Source organism: Aedoeadaptatus urinae (assembly GCF_900155585.1).
GTDB classification, from domain to species: domain Bacteria; phylum Bacillota; class Clostridia; order Tissierellales; family Peptoniphilaceae; genus Aedoeadaptatus; species Aedoeadaptatus urinae.
Genome location: NZ_LT707418.1, coordinates 147394 through 168654 on the forward strand (window position 1 = coordinate 147394; position 21261 = coordinate 168654).

Below are 21261 nucleotides of genomic sequence, written 5' to 3' on the forward strand. Positions count from 1 at the left end.
GACGCTCCTAAATATTTTCCAAGTCCAAAACGCTCTTGTTCTTAACCAGGTAATCGACGCCGCTTAAAACCGTAAGCACGACGGCAATGTAGAACAGGACGATGCCGATCATTTGCGGTACAGGCGGTGCAAACAACAGGGCGATAAGAGAAAGCAGCTGCGTAATGGTTTTAATCTTTCCGAAGGGGCTTGCGGCAATGGTGATATTGTCAGAAGCTGCCAAAATTCGAAAGCCCGTAATGGCCAATTCCCGCGCGACGATAATAATGACGCCCCAAGCCGGAATGACCCCTTCTTCCACGAGCATAATAAATGCCGAAATCGTAAGCACTTTATCGGCCAAGGGGTCGAGAAATTTTCCGAAGGTGGTCACTAAATGGTATTTTCTAGCCAAGTGACCGTCGAGAAAGTCGGTAAAGGCAGCCACACAAAAAACAAAAGACGCGGCAAGCCCGGTGCCGGGTGTCTTCATCAAAAATAAAATGACAAAGACGGGAACCAAAAGCAAGCGCATGATCGTAAGTTTATTTGCAATGTTCAATGTAATCACCACCTAAATCATAAGCCGTGGATTCGGTAATTTCAACTTTTATAAAATCGCCGACGGACAATTTTTCGTCTGTGCGGATCGTGACCTCTCCGTCGATATCCGGTGCATCTAAATAGGAGCGGCCCATGGCGCCCTCCTCCGTGAGCTCCGTGACCAAGACGTCCAAGACCCGTCCCACGTGCTTTTCCATGAGAGCTTCCGATACGTCCATTTGCAAAGACATAAAGGTGTCGACACGCTCTTCCTTTACGGCATCGTCTACCTGATCTTCCAATGTTGCGGCAGGCGTGCCCTCTTCGCGGGAATAGGCAAAGGCGCCGGCACGATCCAGAGGATGTGCTTTTAGAAAATCGAGAACCTCCTGAAAATCCTCGTCGGTTTCACCGGGAAAGCCCAGCAAAAAGGTGGAGCGTATGGCGATGTCGGGCATGGCCCTTCGAAGTCTCGTGATCAAGGCTTCGATGGCGCGGCGATCGGTTTTTCGATTCATGCGCTTTAAGACGGAGTCGGAGACGTGTTGAATGGGAATGTCGATATAGGGAAGAATCTTCGGATTATCCTTCATCTCTTCGATTAAAGCGTCGTCGAAGTGATCAGGGTATGCGTAAAGGATACGCACCCAACGCAAATCGTCGATAGACCTAATTGCTTTCAAAAGATCGATAAGGGCATAGCGCCCGTATAAATCGATGCCGTAGTCTGTGGTGTTCTGCCCTATGAGAATGACCTCGCGGGTTCCCTTTTCAACTAGGTGGCGAATTTCATCGACGATATGTTCCAGAGAGCGGCTGCGATTATTGCCTTTTAAGTAAGGAATAATACAGTAGCTGCAGCGATTGTTGCATCCCTCGGAAATTTTAACGTATTCGGTAACGGAAACTTCTTCTCGCCGGGCATCTTCGAGGTAATTATTTTCTAAAGACGAGGCGTAAATGGGCTTTTCGTGATTTTCCGCTTCAACGATGGCCTCGTTAATGGAGCGAATATGACCCGGACCCAAAATGCCGTCCGCCTCAGGAATGGATTCCAGCAATTCCTCCGGATAGCGTTGGGCGAGACATCCTGCCAAGAGCAGCGTCTCCAGTTTGCCGATCTCTTTTAATTTAGCTAAGTCCAAAATAGTGTCGATGGACTCTTCTTTCGCCGCGTCGATAAAACCGCAGGTATTCACGACGATAACCTCGGCCTCTTTTACCTGATCCGTAAAGACAAAGCGGGATTCGTCTAAAACGCCGCGCATTTGGCCCGAGTCGATGTCGTTTTTAGAACAACCCAGGGTGACGATGGACACATGTTTCATATATTCTCCTGATTTTCTTTCAGTGCTTCAATTTGTTCTTTTGTCATAAGCAGCTTACGGGGCTTCGTGCCCTCGTGGGGCCCGATAATCCCCATCTCCTCGATTTGATCCACGATGCGCGCCGCACGGGCATAGCCCACCTTCAGCTTGCGCTGTATAAAGGATATAGAGGCTTGCTCTTGCGTCAAGACGATGTCCACGGCATCGTAAAGCAGTGGATCTTCGTCGGCTACGGCCTTCTGCACCTTTTTCTCCATGGTGTCCAAGGCGTCCTCGTCGTAGTCCGTAGACTCCGTGTGATGCTTCACGTAATTTAAGACATCTTCCACTTCCTTATCCGACACAAAGGCGCCCTGTAAGCGCTTGGGCTTCGGGAAGCTCGAAGGATAAAAAAGCATATCTCCCTTACCCAGCAGCTTTTCCGCGCCGGACATATCCAGAATCGTACGAGAGTCGATGGAGGATGAAACGGAGAAGGCGATGCGGGAAGGAATGTTCGCCTTAATCGTTCCCGTAATAACATCCACCGAGGGGCGCTGGGTCGCGAGGATCAAGTGGATTCCCGCCGCTCTCGCCATTTGAGCGAGGCGGGTAATGTAATCTTCCACTTCCTTTGCCGCTACCATCATTAAGTCGCTTAACTCGTCTACGACGATGACGATTTTCGGCATGGTACTTTCGCCGCTGAGCTTCATTTTTTCGTTATAGCCGGACACGTCACGCACGCCGGTTTCAGCAAAGGCCTTGTAGCGCTTTTCCATTTCGTCCACAGCCCAAGCCAGGGCGAAGGCCGCCTTCTTCGGATCCGTCACCACGGGGATGAGCAAGTGAGGAATACCGTTATAAATACCCAGTTCCACCACTTTCGGGTCGATAAGGATTAAGCGCACGTCTTCCGGCGCCGATTTATATAGAATGCCCATTAGGATCGAGTTGATGCACACGGATTTACCCGAGCCCGTAGCACCGGCGATTAGCAGGTGAGGCATCTTATCGATGGAGGAGACGATGGCGTTGCCGCTGATGTCCTTTCCTAAGGTCAAAGGCACGTTAGAATCCAAGGATTCAAAGGCGGCGCTTTCGATGATTTCTCTGAGATTGACGCTGTCCTTTACCTTATTTGGTACCTCGATACCGATAGCACTTTTACCGGGAATCGGTGCCTCGATGCGGATGCCGGGGCTAGCCAAGGAAAGGCTGAGGTTGTCGTGAAGGGAAACGATTTTTGAAATCTTCACGCCCGGCGACGGTTCCAATTCGTATGAGGTAATGGTTGGGCCGCGATTAATAGCCCGCACGCGACAATCCACGTTGAAATTGTCCATGACTTCCTGGATAATGGCGGCGTTTTGTCGAATGCCTTCGTCGCTCAATGTGGATCCGCCGGTGGGCTTTTTCAAAAGCTTTAAAGGCGGGAAGTGATAGACCGACTCTTGGACCTCCGTATTCACATCCTTGGCAAAGGCGGCCTTTTCCGTTTCCTTTAAAGCTTCCGCCCGCTTCGGCTTTTCTTCCGCTGCCGGACGGTAGTCGCGAATTTCCACGGCCTCCGGCGACCTTTCGGCTTTTTCTTTTTTTCCCGCTACGCCGAATACGTCAAAGCCGGAAATGAGAGGCGCCTTGTTCTCCTTCTTTGTCGAGGAGGAGGCACTTTTTTCTTTCTTCGCTGCGGACTTTTCTTTCTCTTGAGCTTTTTCGTTTTTATTCTCTTTTTGCTCGCGGAAGAATCGGCTTATCTTTTCTTTTACTAATGCCTTTCGCTCTTTCGACGGCAAAAGATAAAGCAGTAAAAACGCCATTAAAATCATCAGCGTCCAGCTCCCAACGATGCCGAGAAGGCCGACGATTAGTCGTGAGAAGCTTTCTCCGATCAGTCCCGGGTCCGTGTAAGGCCCTCGCAGGTTTATACGGCTGTCCCACGTCATGACTGGGCCCGTGGGATCGTAGGTATAAAGCATGCCCATAAGGAATGCTAAAATGCCCAGGCCTAACACTTTTAATTTAATTTTGACGTCCCAGTCCGTAATAAAGAACAGGCCGATGACGAAAAGAAGGGCGCAAAAAAGCGGGCCGACCTTTCCGAAGAGAATGCCGACGGCCGATGATACGAAGTCGCCGAAGACGCCCATCTGTTCGCTGTAAAGGCTCAGCATGGAAAGGATGGCCAGAATGATGATGAGTCCACCAATCATATAAGCCCTTTGTTGGCTCTGAGCGGTAGTCTTTTTTTTCGTCGTTTTTCTTTTTCTAGGCAAGGGAATCCTCATTTCGTCAAATATATGTTCGGTTTTATTATAACATAACTTACGGGATTCCACATGATTTTAGCGTATCCCGGTGTGACCAAATCCGCCTTCGCCTCGCTCCGTTTCAGACAATTCGTCCAAGCTTTCCACTTGAACCCAATGAGCCACTTCATAAGCCATAAAAACCATTTGGGCGATGCGATCGCCGTCTTCAATGGTTACCGCTTCATCGGAAAGATTGACGACCAGAATGCCCAGCTCGCCACGGTAATCGCTGTCGATGGTGCCGATGCCGTTAATGAGGGTAATGCCTTTTTTCAAGGAAAGGCCGCTTCTCGCCCGCACCTGACCTTCGATACCCTTGGGAATTTCGAAAAAAAGGCCGGTGGGAATCATGGCACGCTCCAAGGGCTTTAAGGTTTTCGGCTCCTCTAAATTCGCGCGTAAATCCATGCCGCAGGAGCCTTCGGTTTTATAAGACGGAAGGGGGTGATGGGATTTATTTACAACTTTTACATTCATAGGATCTCCTTTATGAAAAAAACCGCCGAAGCGGTTTTCTGTTTATTTGTTATTTTCTTTGTCTTCCGGCTTTTTGTCCCGAGGCGGATGATTCCGTTCCGGCTTCGGTAAAAGAGCTTTCCTGGAAAGGCCGATCTTTCCTTTTTCAAGATTCATTACCCTAACCTTGACCTTGTCCCCTTCTTTTAATACATCGTCCACTTTGGCTATACGCTTGTGATCGATGTTTGAAATGTGCAGGAGACCTTCTCTTCCCCACAGGATTTCGACAAAGGCACCGAAGTCGACAACCTTCGTAACCGTGCCGTCGAATACTTCCCCCACTTCCAATTCGTGGACAATGTCTTCGATGATTTTCTTCGCAATAAGAGCGCCTTCGTCGTTGGCGATAATGGATACGCGACCGTCGTCTTCGATTTCGATTTGTGCGCCGGTTTCTTCGGTAATTTTATGGATGACCTTGCCGCCGCTGCCGATGACTTCACCGATTTTTTCGGGATCGATTTGCAGACCCGTAATCTTCGGTGCGTAGGGCGAAAGCTCTGCTCTGGGACCAGCAATGGTGCCCTTAATGTGAGCTAAAAGCTCCATACGGGCGTCATTTGCCTGTTTCAGGGCACGGGAAAGAATTTCTCTGGAAACGCCGCTGATTTTTATATCCATTTGCAAGGCGGAGATGCCTTCCGAGGTGCCCGCTACTTTAAAGTCCATGTCGCCGTAGTGGTCTTCCAAGCCTTGGATGTCCGTTAAAATGACCGGATCGTCTCCGTTGTCGATAAGGCCCATGGCGATACCGGCAACCGGCGCTTGAATCGGCACACCGGCATCCATTAAAGCCAGGGTCGATCCGCAAATGCTCGCTTGTGACGAAGAACCGTTGGATTCCAAGATTTCATTGACTACGCGAATGTAGTAAGGGAAGTCTTCCTCCGTAGGCAGCACGGGGAGCAAGGCCCGCTCGGCCAAATTGCCGTGACCGATTTCTCGGCGACCCGGGCTTCTCGGCGGACGGGTTTCACCGACGGAATAGGACGGGAAATTGTAGTGGTGTACATAGCGCTTCGTATATTCGGGATCCAAGCCGTCGATAATTTGTCCTTCCGTCAAGGGAGCCAAGGTAACCGAGGTCAAGGCTTGTGTTTGTCCGCGAGTAAAGAGGGCGCTGCCGTGAACGCGAGGCAAAAGCCCTACCTCCGAAGACAGGGGACGGATTTCCGTGAAGTCTCTGCCGTCGCTCCGTTTTCTGTCTACGAGAATTTGTTTTCTAAAGATTTCTTGCGTCAGGTTTTCAAAGATGACGTTTAATTCGACTTCTCTGTAATCATCCTTCTCTTCCAATTCCGCGATCAGCTCGTCCTTCACTTTGGAAAGCGCGTGGCCTTGCTCCGTTTTATCGGCGATCCATAAAGCCTTTTCAACCTTGTCGTAGACCGCATCTCTAATCATGGCCTTGTAATCTTCGTCGATGACCAATTGATCGTAGTCCATATTTTCTCTTCCCACCTCGTCGACGATGTCGTCAATGAAGGAAACCAGTTTTTTAATTTCCTCATGGGCAAAGAGAATGGCGTCCAGCACCTCATCTTCCTTCAGCAGGTCGACTTCCGCCTCCACCATCATAATGGCGTCGGCAGTGCCCGAGACGGCGAGGTTTAAGCGGGAGATTTTTTGATCGTCAACGGAAGGATTTAATACCAATTTGCCGTCGATATGGCCGACGCGCACCGAACCGGTAGGGCCTTGGAAGGGAATATCCGAAATCGACAGAGCGATAGAGGATCCGATCATGGCCAAAATATCCGTAGGGTGGTCGGGATCGTAGCTGAGTACCGTGGCCGTAACTTGAATGCTGTGGTGGTAGTCATCGGGGAACAGGGGTCGAATGGGGCGGTCGATTAAGCGACTGACCAAAATAGCGTTGGTACCGGGACGTCCTTCCCGCTTGTTGAAGCCACCGGGAATTTTCCCGGAGGAGTAATATTTTTCTTCGTAGTCGCAGCTTAAAGGCAGAAAATCCGCTCCTTCGCGGGCCTTGGTCGATGCCGTCGCCGTGACGAGAACCACGCTTTCGCCCTGTCTGATCCAGCAGGCGCCGTTAGCCTGTTTGGCGACCTTCCCGATCTCTACATGCAGAGGCTCGCCGTTTAGTATAGTCGAATATGTTTTATACATGTCACACTCTTTTCTCTATAAAGAAAGAGCGGTCGCCCGCTCTTTGATTCCTGTCTTAACCTCTGATGTTTAAACGTTCGATAAGAGTTCTGTAACGTTCCACATCCTTGTTCTTCAAATAGCGGAGCAGGTTCCGTCTCTTACCGACCATCTTTAAAAGACCTCTACGAGAGTGGTGGTCTTTTTTATGTTCTTTTAAGTGTTCGTTCAGCGTATTAATGGTGTAGGTTAAAATAGCAACTTGTACTTCCGGAGAACCGGTGTCGCCTTCTTCTCTTTGATACGCTTTGATGATTTCTTGTTTCTTTTCTTTCGATAACATAATTTCCTCCTCATAAAAATACGGTTTGACCAAGTAAGCGTCGAGGGTCGACAAACTGAGCCAAACTAACGAATACTCAGTTATTTTACCATTATTCTACTTATTTGTAAAATCCTGTTTAGAAATTTTTACGCGAATATCTTCCAGATCGTCGTTCATGCGATCCTTTAATTCATCCACGTCTTTAAAAGCCACTTCCGGACGAATAAATTCCAGCAGGGCTACGTCCATGGTTTTCCCGTAAAGGCTATCGCCATGGTAGTCGTAAATATAGGTTTCCACCTTTATTTCCTGCTCGGAAAAGGTCGGGTTCGTGCCGATATTCGTGGCGCCGTAATAAAACCTTCCGTCTACGGTGACGCCGGTCAGATAGACGCCGAATTTCGGTATGACGTAGTGAACGTCGTACAGAATATTTGCAGTGGGAATGCCGATGGTCCGCCCCAACTGCTTTCCGGCGACGACGGTGCCGCGTATGGTAAAGGGGCGCATTAAAAGGGATTGTGCGAGTACGACATCGCCTTCTTTTACGGCTTCTCGAATGCGCGTACTGGAAACAATCTCGCCGCCGTAGGTCACCGCTTCTTTAACGGAAAGGGCAATGCCGTTTGCCTCGCAAAGCTTTTTAAGTGTGGAGGTCGTTCCCGATGCTTTATAGCCGAAGCGATAATCGTAGCCGACGACGATTCCCTTGGCCTTTAAATGGTTTAGAAGAAATTTGGTCACAAAGGCCTCGGGACTCATGTGCATGATTTCGTCGGTAAAATCGATCTCGTAAATAATATCGATACCAAGAGAGCGAAGTATGTCGTGTTTTTGAGATCGGGACGTTAAAAGCTCCTGGGAAATACCATCCGTCATGTTTTTCGTGTGCGTCGTAAACATCAGCACGGAAGACGGGCAGTGAAGCTCATGCGCCATATGGACGACACCTGTGATCAGTGATTGATGACCTTTGTGTATGCCGTCGAAATTACCCAGGGCAATCGTCGCCTCCCTATGAATTTCCGACTCTAAATCGACTTGTATAACCTCCATAAACACCTCACACTAATACTTTCTTCATGAATACATTCATTGCGCCGTCAATCTCTTTAAGCGTGCCCAAGCCGACGAAGGTATCTCCCGCATAGACGCGGTACAGCCCGGCACGTGGAACGGACGAATGAATTCGAGAAGACATGCCGCTCATGGCGGGCTTCAGACGATTTGCCGCAAGATGAATCGCAGGCATATGCTCGAGCAGCCGGTCCATGGGAAGAAGAACGTCTCTTCTCTCCCGAGGCGTCATGGCCTCCACTTCCTCGATGGTAAATGCATCATCGATGCTTGTATCACCGACGGAGACTCGCCGCAAGGCAGACATGGTCAAATAGCAGCCGGCTGCCACGCCGATGTCGTCGAGGAGCGTGCGAATATAGGTCCCCGAAGACACCTCGGCCAGAATCGTCACCGATTCTTTATCCGATTTTAAGCACTGAAGCTTCGTCACTGAAATAGGACGCTTCTTCCGCGGAACACATATGCCCTTACGCGCATACTCGTATAATTTTTTGCCCTTATACTTCAGCGCCGAATGCATAGGGGGCAGCTGCAGCTGTTCCCCTCTGAAGGCCTCCAGAACATTATTTAAGTCTTTCGGAACCGGATAAGGGGATCTTGCATAGACTACACCGGAAGTGTCCCCTGTGTCCGTCCTAAAGCCTGCAGAGGCCGTAGCGACATAGGCCTTGCGATCGTCGGAAATATATCCGGCCACCTTTGTCGCACGCCCGATGCAAATGGGCAAAAGGCCCGTCGCCATGGGATCCAAGGTGCCCGTGTGACCGACCTGCTTTGTTTCATAGAGCCTGCGCATTTTTTGAACCACATCGTGAGAGGTCCAGCCCTCAGGCTTATCGATTAAAAGGATTCCGTTCATTGACCCGTATTTTCTATTTTATCCCGAACTAATGCTTCCACTTTCTCGATTACACTGTCCAAAGAGTCCTTTGACGAAGCACCGGCTGCGCGAATATGGCCGCCGCCACCGAAGACGGAGGCGAATTCCGTGCAGTTGAGATAACTCTTCGAGCGAAAAGAAAGCTTGACCTCATCGGCTTTTTCTTTGAGGAAAATCGCCATTTCGACGCCGTCGATATTTCTGGCCTTTTCTACGATTCCCTCCGTGTCGTCCTTTGCCGCCCCCGTCGCTTCGATGTCTTTCAATCGACAGACGGCGATAGAAATTTTTCCGTCGGCCATAAAGCGCAGATCGGAAAGGACGCGAGATGACAGCGCCAGCTTTTCCTTAGACATGGATTGATACACCGATTTGACCACTATATTATGGTCGCATCCGGCATCGTAGAGCTTGGCGACGATGCGGTGGGTATCGCCGTTGACGCTGTCGTATTGAAAGCTCCCCGTGTCCGTCGATATGGCCGTGTAAAAGCCCGTAGCCATAGCAGGCGTTATCTCCGCATCCATGGCTTCCAAAACTCGGAATAATACTTCTCCGGTGGATGTGGCCTTGGGAAGCACACAATTTAAATCGGCGTAGGAAAGGTTACTCATGTGGTGATCAATATTCACCGTAAGCTTTGCCTTCTCAAAAAGCTCTTTCCCCTTGGGACCGAAGCGATCGGCATCTGATGAATCTAAGGCGATTAAAAGGTCAAACGCCTCGTCGACGGACGAGACGTCTACTCGGGCTTTTGTCGAGGGTAAATAAGCAAAATCCTTCGGAACATCGTCGTTAGACAGGTAGACGACCTTCTTATTCAATCCCTTTAAAAAGCCGTACATGGCATCCAAGCTGCCGAGATTGTCTCCGTCGGGGCTGGTGTGCGACATAATCGCAACAGTATCCGCCCGACGGATTTTATCTCGAAGTGTATCGGCAAATCGTTGAATATCACTCACTGTGATGCTCCGATTCCATAACCTTATTTATCGTTTCTTCCAGAGCCATGCCCTTTTCGATGCTTTCGTCCAGCTCCAAAAGGAGCTCGGGCATCGCCCTTAATTTTAAGCGGCTGCCCAATTCCTTTTTCATAAAGCCTTTTGCACTTTCCAAGCCTTCCATGGCATCTTTTTTCGCTTCGGCGTCGCCGAAAATCGAAATACCTACCTTGGCATAGGAAAGATCTCTCGTCACCGAGACAAAGGAGACGCTGGTTAAAGGAGGAATCCGAGGATCTTTCAATTTGTTTTGAATAATGTCGGAGAGTTCCCTCTTCACTTCTTCCGATATTCGGTGAACTCGTTTATCCTTCATGTTAAATTTCCTTCTTAATTTCTTTTTCGATATAGCATTCCAGCAAGTCGTTAACTTGAATGTCGTTAAAGTTTTCCACCATCAGACCGCCCTCGTAGCCTTGAGCGATTTCCTTGGCGTCATCCTGGAAGCGCTTCAAGGATGAAATCGCCCCTTCGTGAATGATGACGTCGTCGCGCAATACCTTGACGAATGCCTTTCGTGCAATTTTTCCCTTGAGAACGTAAATACCGGCGACGATGTCGTTGGAAGGGAGCTTAAAGGTTTCGCGGACCTCGCATCGACCCAAGACTTCTTCGGCGATTTCAGGCGTAAGCATGCCGCTGATCGCATTTTTCACATCGTTTAAAATGTCGTAAATGACGCGGTAGGTGCGCACGTCCACTTCTTCCTGCTTGGCCAGCTCGATGGCATTAATATTCGGACGAACGTTAAAGCCGATGACCAGCGCATTGGACGCGGAAGCCAGGTTAATGTCGCTTTCGTTGATTCCGCCGGTGCCGGAGTGGATAATGTTGACCTGAACTTCATCCACATCTTCGTTGTCGTTTAATTTCAGCAGGGATTGAGTTAAGGCTTCTACGGTACCCTTGACGTCGGCTTTGACGACAAGGTTTAAATCCTTCAGCTCGCCCTCTTTGATCTTGTCGAAGAGATTGTTCAAGGATACCTTGTTCTTCGAAGCCAATTTTTCTTCCCGTTCTTGAGCGATGTTGTGAGCGGCGATTTCTCTGGCCGTCTTTTCGTCTTGAACGGCATAGACCATGTCGCCGGCATTAGGAACGCCGTCGAGACCGAGAACGACGACGGGCATTGCCGGGCCGGCCGTCTTCAGACGCTTCTTCTTGTCGTCGTTCATGGCGCGAATGTGACCGTAGCAGGTGCCGCTGACAATGTAGCTGTCGCTGGTCAAGGTGCCCTTTTGAACGAGAATCGTCGCCATGGGGCCCTTTCCCTTATCGAGACGAGCTTCCACGATAGTACCTACCGCCAGTCGATCGGGGTTCGCCTTTAATTCCAGAACCTCCGCCACGAGAAGCACCATATCCAAAAGCTCGGGAATCCCTTCCTTCGTCTTCGCCGATACTTCGACCATAATGGTATCTCCGCCCCAGTCTTCGCAAACCAAGCCTTCTTCCGTCAGCTCTTGGCGAACGCGGTCGGGATTGGCGCCGTCGCGGTCGATTTTATTGATTGCGACGATAATGGGAACGCCGGCGGCCTTGGCGTGGTGAATAGCTTCTCTGGTTTGAGGCATGACGCCGTCATCGGCAGCGACGACCAGAATGGCGATATCCGTAATGGACGCCCCTCTGGAGCGCATGGCCGTGAAGGCCTCGTGACCGGGCGTGTCCAGGAAAGTAATGGCCTTGCCGTTAGCCGTCACCTGGTATGCGCCGATATGTTGGGTAATGCCCCCGGCTTCCGATGCGGTGACGTGACTCTTTTTAATGACGTCCAGGATCGAGGTCTTGCCGTGGTCGACGTGACCCATGACCGTAACGACCGGAGGCCTTTCAACCAGACTGTCCTCGGGATCTTCCTGATCCAAGCCGTAGAGCTCTTCGATATTCGAATCCTCTTCGGAGATAAACTCGATCTCCAGCTTTAATTCGTCGGCTAAAATTTCAATGACGTCGCGGTCAATGGATTCGTTTTGTGTCGCCATAACGCCTAAGCCGATAAGCTTTGTAATAACCTGTGCCAAGCTGATGCCGACTGTATCGGCAAATTCCTTAACCGTTAACGGTGCTTTGATCTTAATAGCCCCGTCCCCCTTTACATCTTCCTTTGCCATGCGCTCTTTACGCTTTTGACTTCTCGATTTCTTCTTCGGTGCCTTCGGCTTTTCGAAATCCTGCGGCCGTGCATTTGTTTTTTCTTTAGCCTTGGATTTCTTCGCTTCTTTTTGTTTTTTCTTTTTGCTCTTCTTAAGGTCCGAATGCTTTTTGCTTGTACCGTCGGAATACTGTTTATCCTCGTAAGCATCCACCTCGGGTGCGCTCTTTTCTTGCACCTTCCGCGGAGCTTCTTTTACGACTTTGGGACTGACCTGAGTATCTCCTCGGTCGTGAACCTTCTTTTTAGCCGTCTTAGCCGCCGGTTTTTCCGTCGTCTTTTTAGCAGACTTGTGATCCGATTCCGTTTTCTTTTTGCTCTTCTCAGGCGCCTGTTTCTTGACGGGAGCTATTTCCTTTTTCTTCATATCCTCGGCTTTTTCCGTCGGTTTCTTTTCCGTTTCCTCAGGCTTTTGAGCGCCGGTGCTTTGCGCACTTTGCGCCTTCCTGATAAAGCTCAAAAGATCTTTTTGTTGCTGTTCACTTAAAGTACTCATGTGACTTTTGACGGTGATATTTGCCTGCGCAAGAATATCCATTAAATCCTTGCTGGCCATGCCAAATTCCTTGGCTACCGTGTAAACTCTCTTGTTCGACATGAGAACACCTCCTCATTAATAGAGGGTTATAGATCTGCAAGTGATTGGCGAAGCGATTCGATCGTTTCCTCTGTGAGGTCTTTTCCTAAGGCCTTGTAAATCGCCTTCGTTTTAATCGCCTTATCCAGGCACCTTATATCTTTACAAACATAAGCGCCTCTGCCGTTTGCTTTTCCTGTTTCATCTATAAAAACCTCTTGTTCTTTATTTTTTACGATTCGTATAAGCTCTTTTTTCGGCTTCGATTCAGAACACCCTACACATTTGCGCAAGGGAACTTTTTTCGTCTTGTTCATCGATGAATCCTCTTACTCATCTTGCGCTGCTTCCTCCGCTAAATCCTCGTCTTGGACCGGCTCCTCTTCCGCTACGCTTTCATCCGCATCTTGGAACAATTCCGACAGATCCATGCCGGTAAGACCGCCGATACTTGCGAAATTATCGCTGACCCTCGACTCGCCTTTTTCATCGGCTGCGATTGCTACCTTCGACGTGCCGTCTTCCGTGGATTCCGCCGCCGTATTTTCAAAATAGGTTTTGAAATCGTCTATATCCATGGAAAGGGAATCCAGGTATTCGTCAAATTGTGTTTCGGATTTAATGTCGATTTTCCAGTTCGTCAGCTTTGCCGCCAGACGCGCATTTTGTCCTTCTTTGCCGATGGCCAAGGACAACTGATAGTCCGGTACGACGACCATGGCGGATTTTTCCCGTTGATTGATAAAGACTTCCACGACCTTCGATGGGCTCAAGGCGTTGCCGATAAAGGCGGCAATATCTTTTTCCCAAATCACGATGTCGATTTTTTCGTCGTGCAGTTCGTCGACGATGGTCTTCACCCGGCTGCCCTTAAAGCCGACACAGGCGCCTAAGGGATCCACGTCTTCGTCTTTGCTGAAGACCGCGATCTTTGTCCGGCTCCCTGCTTCTCTTGCGATGGAGAAAATCTCGACGATTCCGTCGTGGATTTCAGGTACTTCCAATTCAAACAGCCGTCTGACTAAATTCGGATGACTTCTCGAAAGTACGATTTGCGGTCCCTTCGGCTGCTTGTTAACCTCGAGTACCAGCATTTTGTAGCGGTCGCCCTGCTCGTAGGACTCCCCTTGGATTTGTTCTGACACGGGCAAGATGGCTTCGGTCTTTCCTAAGTCGACGAAGACGTTGCCCTTCGTCACGCGCTGTACGTCGCAGGTAATAATTTCATTTTCCCGATCGGCGTAGTCGTCGTAGATAACATCTCGTTCGGCGTCCTTGATCCGTTGAATGACTACTTGTCGAGCCGTTTGTGCGGCGATGCGACCGAATTTTTCCGGTTCAATATCTTCGTAATAAGTATCGCCAATTTCCAATCTGGGATTTTCTTTTCGCGCCTCTTCCAACGAAATTTCCGTGTTGTCGTCAAAAACTTCCTCTACGACCTCTTTTTCGGCGGCTAAAGAAATTCTTCCCGTTTCCCGATCGATATCAACGACCACATTTTGTGTGGTACCGAAATTTTTCTTATAGCTGGATAAGAGTGCCGTTTCAAGGGCCTCGATGATGACGTCCTCTGGAATTCCTTTTTCGCTTTCTAATTGCTTCAGAGCTAAAATAAACTCTTCATTCATTGTTTTTTCTTTGCCTCCTAAAATTCAATGACCTGTCGCATTAATGAGATGGATTTTGAATCAAAGGTGACAATTTTTCCATCTTCGGTGCGGATGTCCACGGTATCTTCGCCGTAGTCCGCTAAAATACCAACAAATTCTTTCTTATCTTCTACTTTTTTGTAGAGGTGAACCTCGACCTTTTTTCCCATGTTTCGCCTGTAATCATCCGTCGTACGAATGGGTCGATCCAAACCCGGCGACTGAACCTCCAAGGTGTATTTGCCTTCAAATAAATCCTCGCCGTCGATTCGCTCTCCTATATCGCGAGAAATATCGGCGCAGTCGTCGATTTTCACGCCCTCAGGATGATACACCGTGATAACAATACGCGACGGCGTCTTGTTTGAAACCTCAACCTCTACGATTTCATAACCGCGTTCACTTGCCGCTTTTTCCGCCGCCGATGCGACGATCTCCCGTACTTGAGAATGTTTCAAGAACTCACCTCCCATAAAAAACTAGAGTGGTGGACCCACTCTAGTTCTACTCGTCTATCTTTGCTTTAGTATATCACATTTTACCGGTATCGCCAACAAGATCCATGATGCTTAATTGGTTATCTTGCGGGATTCCTCTGAGGGCGCCGTGCGCCTTTAGAGTTTCCACGACAGTTTTGGAAGCACCGGTTCGCTTCACCATGTCTTCTACGGAAAGAAATTCCTGTTCCGCGACGGCCTCGTAAATTTCTTTCGCCACCGTTCGTCCGATTCCCTGAAGGGAACTGATGGGCAAAAGCACTTTTCCTTCATAGACGGAAAATTTCTCGTAATGGGACACGCCCAGATGGATGGGCTCAAAGGCATAGCCTCTCGCCATCATTTCCATAACGACACGTAAAATGGGTAATTCGGATAATTCCGCCTTTGTCGCGTCGTCGTTATTTTCGATCCATTCCATCCGCTTTTTAATTTCGCTGATCCCGCCGACCAGTAAATCGCCGTTTAGATCTGACAGCTTGGTCGTAAAATAGGCGGCATAAAATGCCAGGGGGTAATGGACCTTGTACCAAGCGATGCGAATACTTGTCATGACATAGGCTACGGCGTGAGCCCGCGGGAACATGTACTTAATCTTTTCGCAGCTTTCGAAATACCAGCTCGGTACATCCAAGGTTTTTAACACGTCCATGTATTTTTCAGGAAGGCCTCGACCCTTTCGTACCGCTTCCATGGTATCGAAGGCAACTTTATTTTCGGCACCGGCGACGATCAGGTAGTTCATAATATCTTCCCGGGTACTGATGACTTCCGAGATCGTGGCCTTCTTGGAGTGCACCAAATCTTGGGCGTTGCCCGTCCATACGTCGGTGCCGTGGGAAAGGCCGGAAATATTCACCAGCTCGCCGAAGGTGGACGGCTTCGTGTCCATAAGCATGCGCACGACGAAATCCGTACCGAACTCGGGAATCCCTAAAGTTCCAGTCGGCGAAGTGAAAAGTGTTTCATCCACTTTTAATGCATCTGTGGAAGTAAACAAACTCATGACGTCGGGATCGTTCAGGTCGATGGTCTCCATAGGGACGCCGGTTAAATCTTCCAGCATACGCAGGATGGACGGCGCATCGTGGCCGAGGATGTCCAGCTTTAAAATATTTTCGCTAATGGAGTGGTAGTCGAAGTGAGTGGTTATGACGTTTTTCTTCTTTTCATCCGCCGGATACTGAATCGGCGTAAAGTGATGAATGTCCTGATCCTTCGGCACGACCATAATGCCGCCGGGGTGCTGGCCGCTGGTGCGCTTTACCCCTTCGATGCCCTTGGCCAATCGCATGATTTCCACGGGATTTTTCTGAATATTGTTTTCTTCGATAAATTTCTTCACCAGACCGAAGGCGGTTTTTTCCGCCAAGGTGCCGATAGTACCGGCGCGAAAGACGAAGCCTTCGCCGAAGTAATCCTCTATGAATTTGTGGGCCGTCGGCTGATATTCGCCGGCAAAGTTTAAATCGATATCCGGTTCCTTGTCGCCGTAAAAGCCCAGGAAGACCTCAAATGGAATCTTGTGGCCTTCGCGAGTTAAGGGCTCGCCGCAAACCGGGCAATTTTTCTTCGGCAGGTCGAAGCCGGTGCTCACCTTGCCGTCGTCGATAAATTCACTGTACCGACATTTGCCGCAAACGTAGTGCGGCATCAGGGGATTGACTTCCGTAATGCCGGTCATAGTAGCGACAAAGGAAGAGCCGACGGAGCCACGGGAGCCGACGTAATAGCCGTCGTCGTTGGATTTTTGCACCAGCTGCTGGGCAATTTTATACATAACCGCGTAGCCGTTTCCGATAATACTTTCAAGCTCCGTATTTAAACGGTCCTCCACGATTTTCGGTAAGGGATCGCCGTATATTTCCTTCGCCCGCTTAAAGGCGTCTGCCTTTAAATCCACGTCGGCGTTTTTAATTTTAGGCGGGAATTTTCCCGAGGGAATCGGCGGGAATACGTCGATTGAATCGGCGATCTTCTTCGGATTGTCGATGACGATGGTCTCTGCTTCCTCTGCCAGGAAGGAAAAGGCGTCGAGCATTTCGTCGGTAGTCATAAGGTAAGCGCCGTTATTTGTAAAGGGGCGACCCCTGAATTTCGAATGCTCCAGTATTTGAAGAAATTCCGCGTTCTCTTTGTTTAAGTAGCGCACGTCGGAGGATGCAACCACGGGAAGATCAAGCTCCTTTGCCAATTTTATTAAATCGGCGATCATCTCCCGAGCGTCGTCTTCATTTCTCAAAAGGCCGTCGGCGTAGGCCTTGCCGTAACGCGTCAGCGGCGCTACCTCGATGTAATCGACATTCGAAGCGATGTGCTTAAGCTCCTCTTTATCTGCTCCTCGCAAATAGGCATCGATTAATTCGCCCTCTTCTCCCCCGGATCCGATGACAAAATTTTCTTTGTTTTTTAAGACCTCCGAGCGAAGCATCCGCGCCGTACGGAAAAAATGATCCATATGAGACTCGGAGATCAAATGGTACAAGGCCGTAAGACCCTCCAGGTTCTTCGGAAAAATAGTCATCTTCGCAGGGAAAGATTTTTCAGGCGCATCGGGCTTCAATTTGTTGAGGTCGTCGGGCCTTTCGACACCGCATTTTTCCGCCAGTCGTTGCAGCTGCAGAAATAATTCCGCCGTAGCCTCGGCGTCGTTGACGGCGCGGTGAGCTCCCTGCAGGTTTATGCCGAAACGCTTCGCAAGAGTGCCCAAGCGAAAATTTTTCACCTGAATATCCAGGGACCGAGCCAATAGCAAGGTGTCGATGGTTGGGTAGGGCGTCTTGCCCTTTCGTCTATACTCGATAAAGCGAGAGTCGAAGGAGGCGTTGTGAGCTACCAAAATGCAGTCGCCGATAAAAGCTTCGAATTTCGGCAGAACTATATCGATGGGATCTGCATCCGCTACCATCTCGTCCGTAATGTTGGTAAGCTCCACCACTCTATCCGGGATGGGCCGCATGGGATTGACAAAGGTCGAAAAGCGATCGGTAATGCGCCCGTCCTGAATTTTTACGGCGCCGATTTCCGTAATCTCGTCGTAGCGCGGAGAAAATCCCGTGGTCTCCAAGTCAAAAACCACGTAACCTGCCCCGTGTTGAGCCTGTCCCGGATTTTTATAAATAAGCTCCTCGTCATCCACCACATCGGCATCGATGCCGTAGAGAATGCGTATGTCATTTTTCTTCGCCGCATTCATGGCGTCGGGATAGCCCTGCACCACATTGTCGTCGGTGATGGCAATGGCCTCGTGGCCCCAAGCCTTGGCCTGCTTGGCGAAATCGCCGATGGTGTTGGTGCCGTCCATATTGCTCATTTTCGTGTGGAGGTGAAGCTCGATGCGCTTACGTTCGCTTTTGTCTACACGCTTCGGCGTGGGGGACAGCTTGATATTTTTAGCCACCATGCACTCCCGCTTGTCGAAGCTGTCGAAATCGTATTTCCCATGGACGGAAACGGTTGTCCCTACCCCAAAAGTCTGAGCAAAGGCATCGGCTTCTTTGTTTTTGGCAAAGGCCTTTACCGTCGCACTGTCCGTGCCGTCGTAAATCGAAAGAATAAGCAAAGTCTTGTCATTTTTAATGGGCCGTGCATCGAAATCGAAGACGGAGCCCGTAATCGTCACCGTCTCCCCTAAGCTACATTGGTTGAGAGGCGTCGGCGCTTCGAATTTATTTTTGCCGAAACTGTAAACTTCGTCCTCGTTTTTCCCGGGCTCTTGCGCAGCCACCGGCGTTTCAAGTTTAAAATCGTTGCAGAAAACCGACTCTTCGCTTTCGATCACCTCATTCAAGGCTTTCAATTCACAACCATCCTCCGAGCAGGCACACTCGAGGAAGTAGTGGTGTCCGGTGATTTCTTCAAGTCGACCTTCTATGCCCATGGAAAGAACGGTCTTTTGTACGGTGGCATTGGGCACCTGAAGGGTGATTCGGCCCTCTTTTAAAGAAAAGCAGCCTCTTTCGAGCCATGCTCCGGAAGAAATAATCGACGTCTTCAGAAAATCATAGATCTCATCCTCCGTGTAAGTCGCCGGCTCTTTTTTCTTATCTAAGTAAAACATCTCGACGTCCAATGTGGGATAACACTGCGCCACCAGTTGGCCCAGCTCGTCGCTCCAATCCCCTTCCTCGCAGCTTAGATGCAAGCTTAAAAGGGCTTTGTCCCTGTTATAGACGAGCTTTTCGAAGGGTATGGCGTTTTTTAAAATAAAATCCATCAGGGCACGCTCTGATGGATGCTTTTCTTGATTGATCACCGATGATCCCTTTCTATTAAGTCGATAAGAGCGTCTAAGAGCTCGGTTTCAGGTACGGTTTTCACAACTTGTCCCTTTTTAAAAATGACGCCTCGCCCGTTTCCGCCTGTAATTCCGTAATCCGCTTCCTGTGCCTCGCCGGGGCCGTTGACCCGGCAACCCATAATGGCGATCTTCCCTTCGAAATCTAAGGACTTAAAGCGCTCTTCCGCTTCTTTGACCAAATTGATTAAGCCGATTTCCGTGCGTCCGCAGGTGGGACAGGCAACGATGTCGATGCCCTCTTGTCTCAGACCCAGGCTCTTCAATATGGCCTTGGCGCAATAGACCTCATCCACGGGATCGCCCGTTAAGGAAACGCGCATGGTGTCGCCGATGCCTTCCTCCAGCAAGGTTCCCATGCCCACTGCCGATTTAACGATGCCGTTTAAGGCTGCGCCGGCTTCGGTAATGCCGAGGTGGAGCGGGTAGTCTGAAACCTTTGAAAACTCGCGATAGCTTTCGATGGATTGACGCACGTCGGAGGATTTCAATGAAACCTTGATGGCGTCGAAGCCGAATTTTTCCAAGGTGGCGATCTCTTCCAGAGCCGATTCCACAATGGACTTTGGATTGACGCCGTGATACTTTTCGATAAAAGAGGGCTTCACGGAGCCGGAATTGACACCGATGCGAATGGAGACGTTCCTTGCCTTTGCCGCTTCCGCCACTTCCTTTACCTTCCATTCTTCACCGATGTTTCCCGGATTGATGCGCAGGCCGTGGACGCCGTGCTCCAAGGCGTAAAGGGCCAGTCGGTAATCGAATTGAATGTCGGCGATAACCGGAATGGCGATGGCGGGAATAATTTTATCCAAGGCTTTTGCGTCGTCCTCGTCGTTGACCGCCACCCGAATAATATCGCAGCCGGCCTTTTCCAAGCCGTGAATCTGCTCGATGGTCGAGGTCGCGTCCTTCGTCTTCGTGTTCGTCATGGACTGAATGCTGATTGGAGCGCCGCCGCCGATTAAAACGTCGCCGACTGCGATTTGCTTCGTGTACTTTGCCACTTTCGTCGTCCTTTCTAATGTAAAAATCGTGCGATGTCGCCGAAAATCGTCACGTAAATCATAAGGCTGAATAATAATACAAAGCTTGCTATCGAAAGACCCTGTTCTACCCTTTCGTTGACGGGCTTACCGGTAATCCCCTCGATGAGCAAGAAAACCAGCTTTCCGCCGTCGAGGGCGGGAATGGGAAGCAAATTCATAAAACCTAAGTTTGCAGAAATATAAGCCGTAATAAAGAGCAGAGATGCGAATCCGTATTTCACCGAATCGCCGATAACCTTCACCACGCCCACCGGCCCCGAGAGATTATCGACGCCGAGCTTGCCGGAAAATAATTGACCCAGCACTTGAAAAATAGTCACGACGGTCTTACCGGTCATGGTGAATCCGTCGCCAATGGCTTTGATCGGTTCTTTTTTGCTCGTCGGTTGAATGCCGACGATAGGCCGACCTTCTTTTTTCACCGGCGTAACGGTAAAAGACAAATCCTCGCCCTTGCGACGAACGCCGATGGTCAAGGTCTTTTTCGATGCCGCCACCGTTTTGGAAAATGTGTCCCAATCGGCCACGGTCTTTCCGTCGATGGAATGAATCACATCACCGGTTTGTATTCCCGCTTCTGCCGCCGGGGATTGGGGAAGAACCCTTTCGACGGTGCGGGTCGGATAGCCTGTAATTAATAAAAAAAGGCTAAAGGTCACGATGGCCAAAACGAAATTCATTCCGGCACCGCTTACGACGACCGCCGCCCGTTTCCAAAGGCTTGCGTTATTAAAAGATCTGGGGTCTTCCGATGCCGATTCCTCCCCTTCCATGGCGACGTAGCCGCCGATAGGCAGGACTCGAAGGCTGTACTGGGTCTCTCCTTTTTTCTTTTTAAAAATTAACGGACCCATGCCGATGGCGTATTCGTTGACGCGAATGCCCACAGCTTTGGCCACGGCAAAGTGACCGAACTCGTGTATGGCAATAATTAATATAAATACAAAAAGTGAACCTAATAAGGTCGACATAAAACCTC

At 49.7% G+C, this 21261-nt stretch carries 17 protein-coding genes; all 17 read right to left on the reverse strand.

Annotated features, from left to right (window positions below):
- Positions 1-7 precede the first annotated feature (7 nt).
- The 17 genes from pgsA to rseP all read right to left on the reverse strand — a co-directional run bounded on the left by pgsA (position 8) and on the right by rseP (position 21253).
- A complete protein-coding gene (pgsA, locus tag BQ7397_RS05875) occupies positions 8-541 on the reverse strand; it encodes a CDP-diacylglycerol--glycerol-3-phosphate 3-phosphatidyltransferase (protein ID WP_077075184.1) in 534 nt (177 codons plus the stop codon).
- Positions 525-1850 (reverse strand): 30S ribosomal protein S12 methylthiotransferase RimO, encoded by a 1326-nt coding sequence (rimO, locus tag BQ7397_RS05880; protein WP_077075185.1) that lies wholly within the window; start codon positions 1848-1850, stop codon positions 525-527. The genes pgsA and rimO overlap by 17 nt, the downstream gene beginning before the upstream one ends.
- Positions 1847-4042: a DNA translocase FtsK gene (locus BQ7397_RS05885; RefSeq protein ID WP_234970586.1), complete on the reverse strand. Its 2196-nt coding sequence runs from the start codon at positions 4040-4042 to the stop codon at positions 1847-1849. The genes rimO and BQ7397_RS05885 overlap by 4 nt, the downstream gene beginning before the upstream one ends.
- Positions 4043-4174: 132 nt before the next feature.
- On the reverse strand, positions 4175-4618 hold the full coding sequence (dut, locus tag BQ7397_RS05890; RefSeq protein WP_077075186.1) for a dUTP diphosphatase: 444 nt from the start codon (positions 4616-4618) through the stop codon (positions 4175-4177).
- A gap of 42 nt (positions 4619-4660) precedes the next feature.
- On the reverse strand, positions 4661-6790 hold the full coding sequence (gene pnp / locus BQ7397_RS05895) for a polyribonucleotide nucleotidyltransferase (protein WP_077075187.1): 2130 nt from the start codon (positions 6788-6790) through the stop codon (positions 4661-4663).
- Positions 6791-6845: 55 nt separating this feature from the next.
- Positions 6846-7112 (reverse strand): 30S ribosomal protein S15, encoded by a 267-nt coding sequence (rpsO, locus tag BQ7397_RS05900; RefSeq protein ID WP_077075188.1) that lies wholly within the window; start codon positions 7110-7112, stop codon positions 6846-6848.
- Positions 7113-7208: 96 nt separating this feature from the next.
- Positions 7209-8150: a bifunctional riboflavin kinase/FAD synthetase gene (locus BQ7397_RS05905; protein WP_077075189.1), complete on the reverse strand. Its 942-nt coding sequence runs from the start codon at positions 8148-8150 to the stop codon at positions 7209-7211.
- A 7-nt stretch (positions 8151-8157) separates the two neighbouring features.
- Positions 8158-9033: a tRNA pseudouridine(55) synthase TruB gene (truB, locus tag BQ7397_RS05910; RefSeq protein WP_077075190.1), complete on the reverse strand. Its 876-nt coding sequence runs from the start codon at positions 9031-9033 to the stop codon at positions 8158-8160.
- On the reverse strand, positions 9030-10016 hold the full coding sequence (locus BQ7397_RS05915; protein ID WP_077075191.1) for a DHH family phosphoesterase: 987 nt from the start codon (positions 10014-10016) through the stop codon (positions 9030-9032). Before BQ7397_RS05915 ends, truB begins: the two co-directional genes overlap by 4 nt.
- Positions 10009-10371 carry a 30S ribosome-binding factor RbfA gene (gene rbfA / locus BQ7397_RS05920; RefSeq protein ID WP_077075192.1) on the reverse strand — a complete coding sequence of 121 codons (363 nt, stop codon included), beginning with the start codon at positions 10369-10371 and terminating at the stop codon, positions 10009-10011. Before rbfA ends, BQ7397_RS05915 begins: the two co-directional genes overlap by 8 nt.
- Position 10372: 1 nt before the next feature.
- The gene (gene infB, locus BQ7397_RS05925; RefSeq protein ID WP_077075193.1) at positions 10373-12808 is read right to left on the reverse strand and encodes a translation initiation factor IF-2; all 2436 of its coding nucleotides are present in this window, start codon (positions 12806-12808) and stop codon (positions 10373-10375) included.
- 26 nt (positions 12809-12834) lie between these two features.
- Positions 12835-13104 carry an RNase P modulator RnpM gene (rnpM, locus tag BQ7397_RS05930; RefSeq protein ID WP_077075194.1) on the reverse strand — a complete coding sequence of 90 codons (270 nt, stop codon included), beginning with the start codon at positions 13102-13104 and terminating at the stop codon, positions 12835-12837.
- 12 nt (positions 13105-13116) lie between these two features.
- Positions 13117-14418 carry a transcription termination factor NusA gene (nusA, locus tag BQ7397_RS05935; protein WP_077075195.1) on the reverse strand — a complete coding sequence of 434 codons (1302 nt, stop codon included), beginning with the start codon at positions 14416-14418 and terminating at the stop codon, positions 13117-13119.
- A 17-nt stretch (positions 14419-14435) separates the two neighbouring features.
- Complete coding sequence (locus tag BQ7397_RS05940) at positions 14436-14897, reverse strand: ribosome maturation factor RimP (RefSeq protein ID WP_234970587.1); 462 nt, start codon at positions 14895-14897, stop codon at positions 14436-14438.
- Between the two features lie 73 nt (positions 14898-14970).
- Positions 14971-19191, reverse strand: a complete 4221-nt coding sequence (locus BQ7397_RS05945; protein WP_077075197.1) for a PolC-type DNA polymerase III — start codon at positions 19189-19191, stop codon at positions 14971-14973.
- Entirely contained in the window at positions 19188-20240 is a 1053-nt protein-coding gene (gene ispG, locus BQ7397_RS05950; protein ID WP_077075198.1) for a flavodoxin-dependent (E)-4-hydroxy-3-methylbut-2-enyl-diphosphate synthase, read from the reverse strand. The genes BQ7397_RS05945 and ispG overlap by 4 nt, the downstream gene beginning before the upstream one ends.
- Positions 20241-20254: 14 nt before the next feature.
- On the reverse strand, positions 20255-21253 hold the full coding sequence (gene rseP, locus BQ7397_RS05955) for an RIP metalloprotease RseP (RefSeq protein ID WP_077075199.1): 999 nt from the start codon (positions 21251-21253) through the stop codon (positions 20255-20257).
- Positions 21254-21261: the final 8 nt, after the last annotated feature.

Excerpts from the sequence above, each read along its gene's own strand:
- rimO (WP_077075185.1), bottom strand. The coding sequence starts at position 1,850 with ATGAAACATGTGTCCATCGTCACCCTGGGTTGTTCTAAAAACGACATC.
- BQ7397_RS05885 (WP_234970586.1), bottom strand. The coding sequence starts at position 4,042 with ATGATTGGTGGACTCATCATCATTCTGGCCATCCTTTCCATGCTGAGC.
- dut (WP_077075186.1), bottom strand. The coding sequence starts at position 4,618 with ATGAATGTAAAAGTTGTAAATAAATCCCATCACCCCCTTCCGTCTTAT.
- pnp (WP_077075187.1), bottom strand. The coding sequence starts at position 6,790 with ATGTATAAAACATATTCGACTATACTAAACGGCGAGCCTCTGCATGTA.
- rpsO (WP_077075188.1), bottom strand. The coding sequence starts at position 7,112 with ATGTTATCGAAAGAAAAGAAACAAGAAATCATCAAAGCGTATCAAAGA.
- BQ7397_RS05905 (WP_077075189.1), bottom strand. The coding sequence starts at position 8,150 with ATGGAGGTTATACAAGTCGATTTAGAGTCGGAAATTCATAGGGAGGCG.
- truB (WP_077075190.1), bottom strand. The coding sequence starts at position 9,033 with ATGAACGGAATCCTTTTAATCGATAAGCCTGAGGGCTGGACCTCTCAC.
- rbfA (WP_077075192.1), bottom strand. The coding sequence starts at position 10,371 with ATGAAGGATAAACGAGTTCACCGAATATCGGAAGAAGTGAAGAGGGAA.
- infB (WP_077075193.1), bottom strand. The coding sequence starts at position 12,808 with ATGTCGAACAAGAGAGTTTACACGGTAGCCAAGGAATTTGGCATGGCC.
- rnpM (WP_077075194.1), bottom strand. The coding sequence starts at position 13,104 with ATGAACAAGACGAAAAAAGTTCCCTTGCGCAAATGTGTAGGGTGTTCT.
- nusA (WP_077075195.1), bottom strand. The coding sequence starts at position 14,418 with ATGAATGAAGAGTTTATTTTAGCTCTGAAGCAATTAGAAAGCGAAAAA.
- rseP (WP_077075199.1), bottom strand. The coding sequence starts at position 21,253 with ATGTCGACCTTATTAGGTTCACTTTTTGTATTTATATTAATTATTGCC.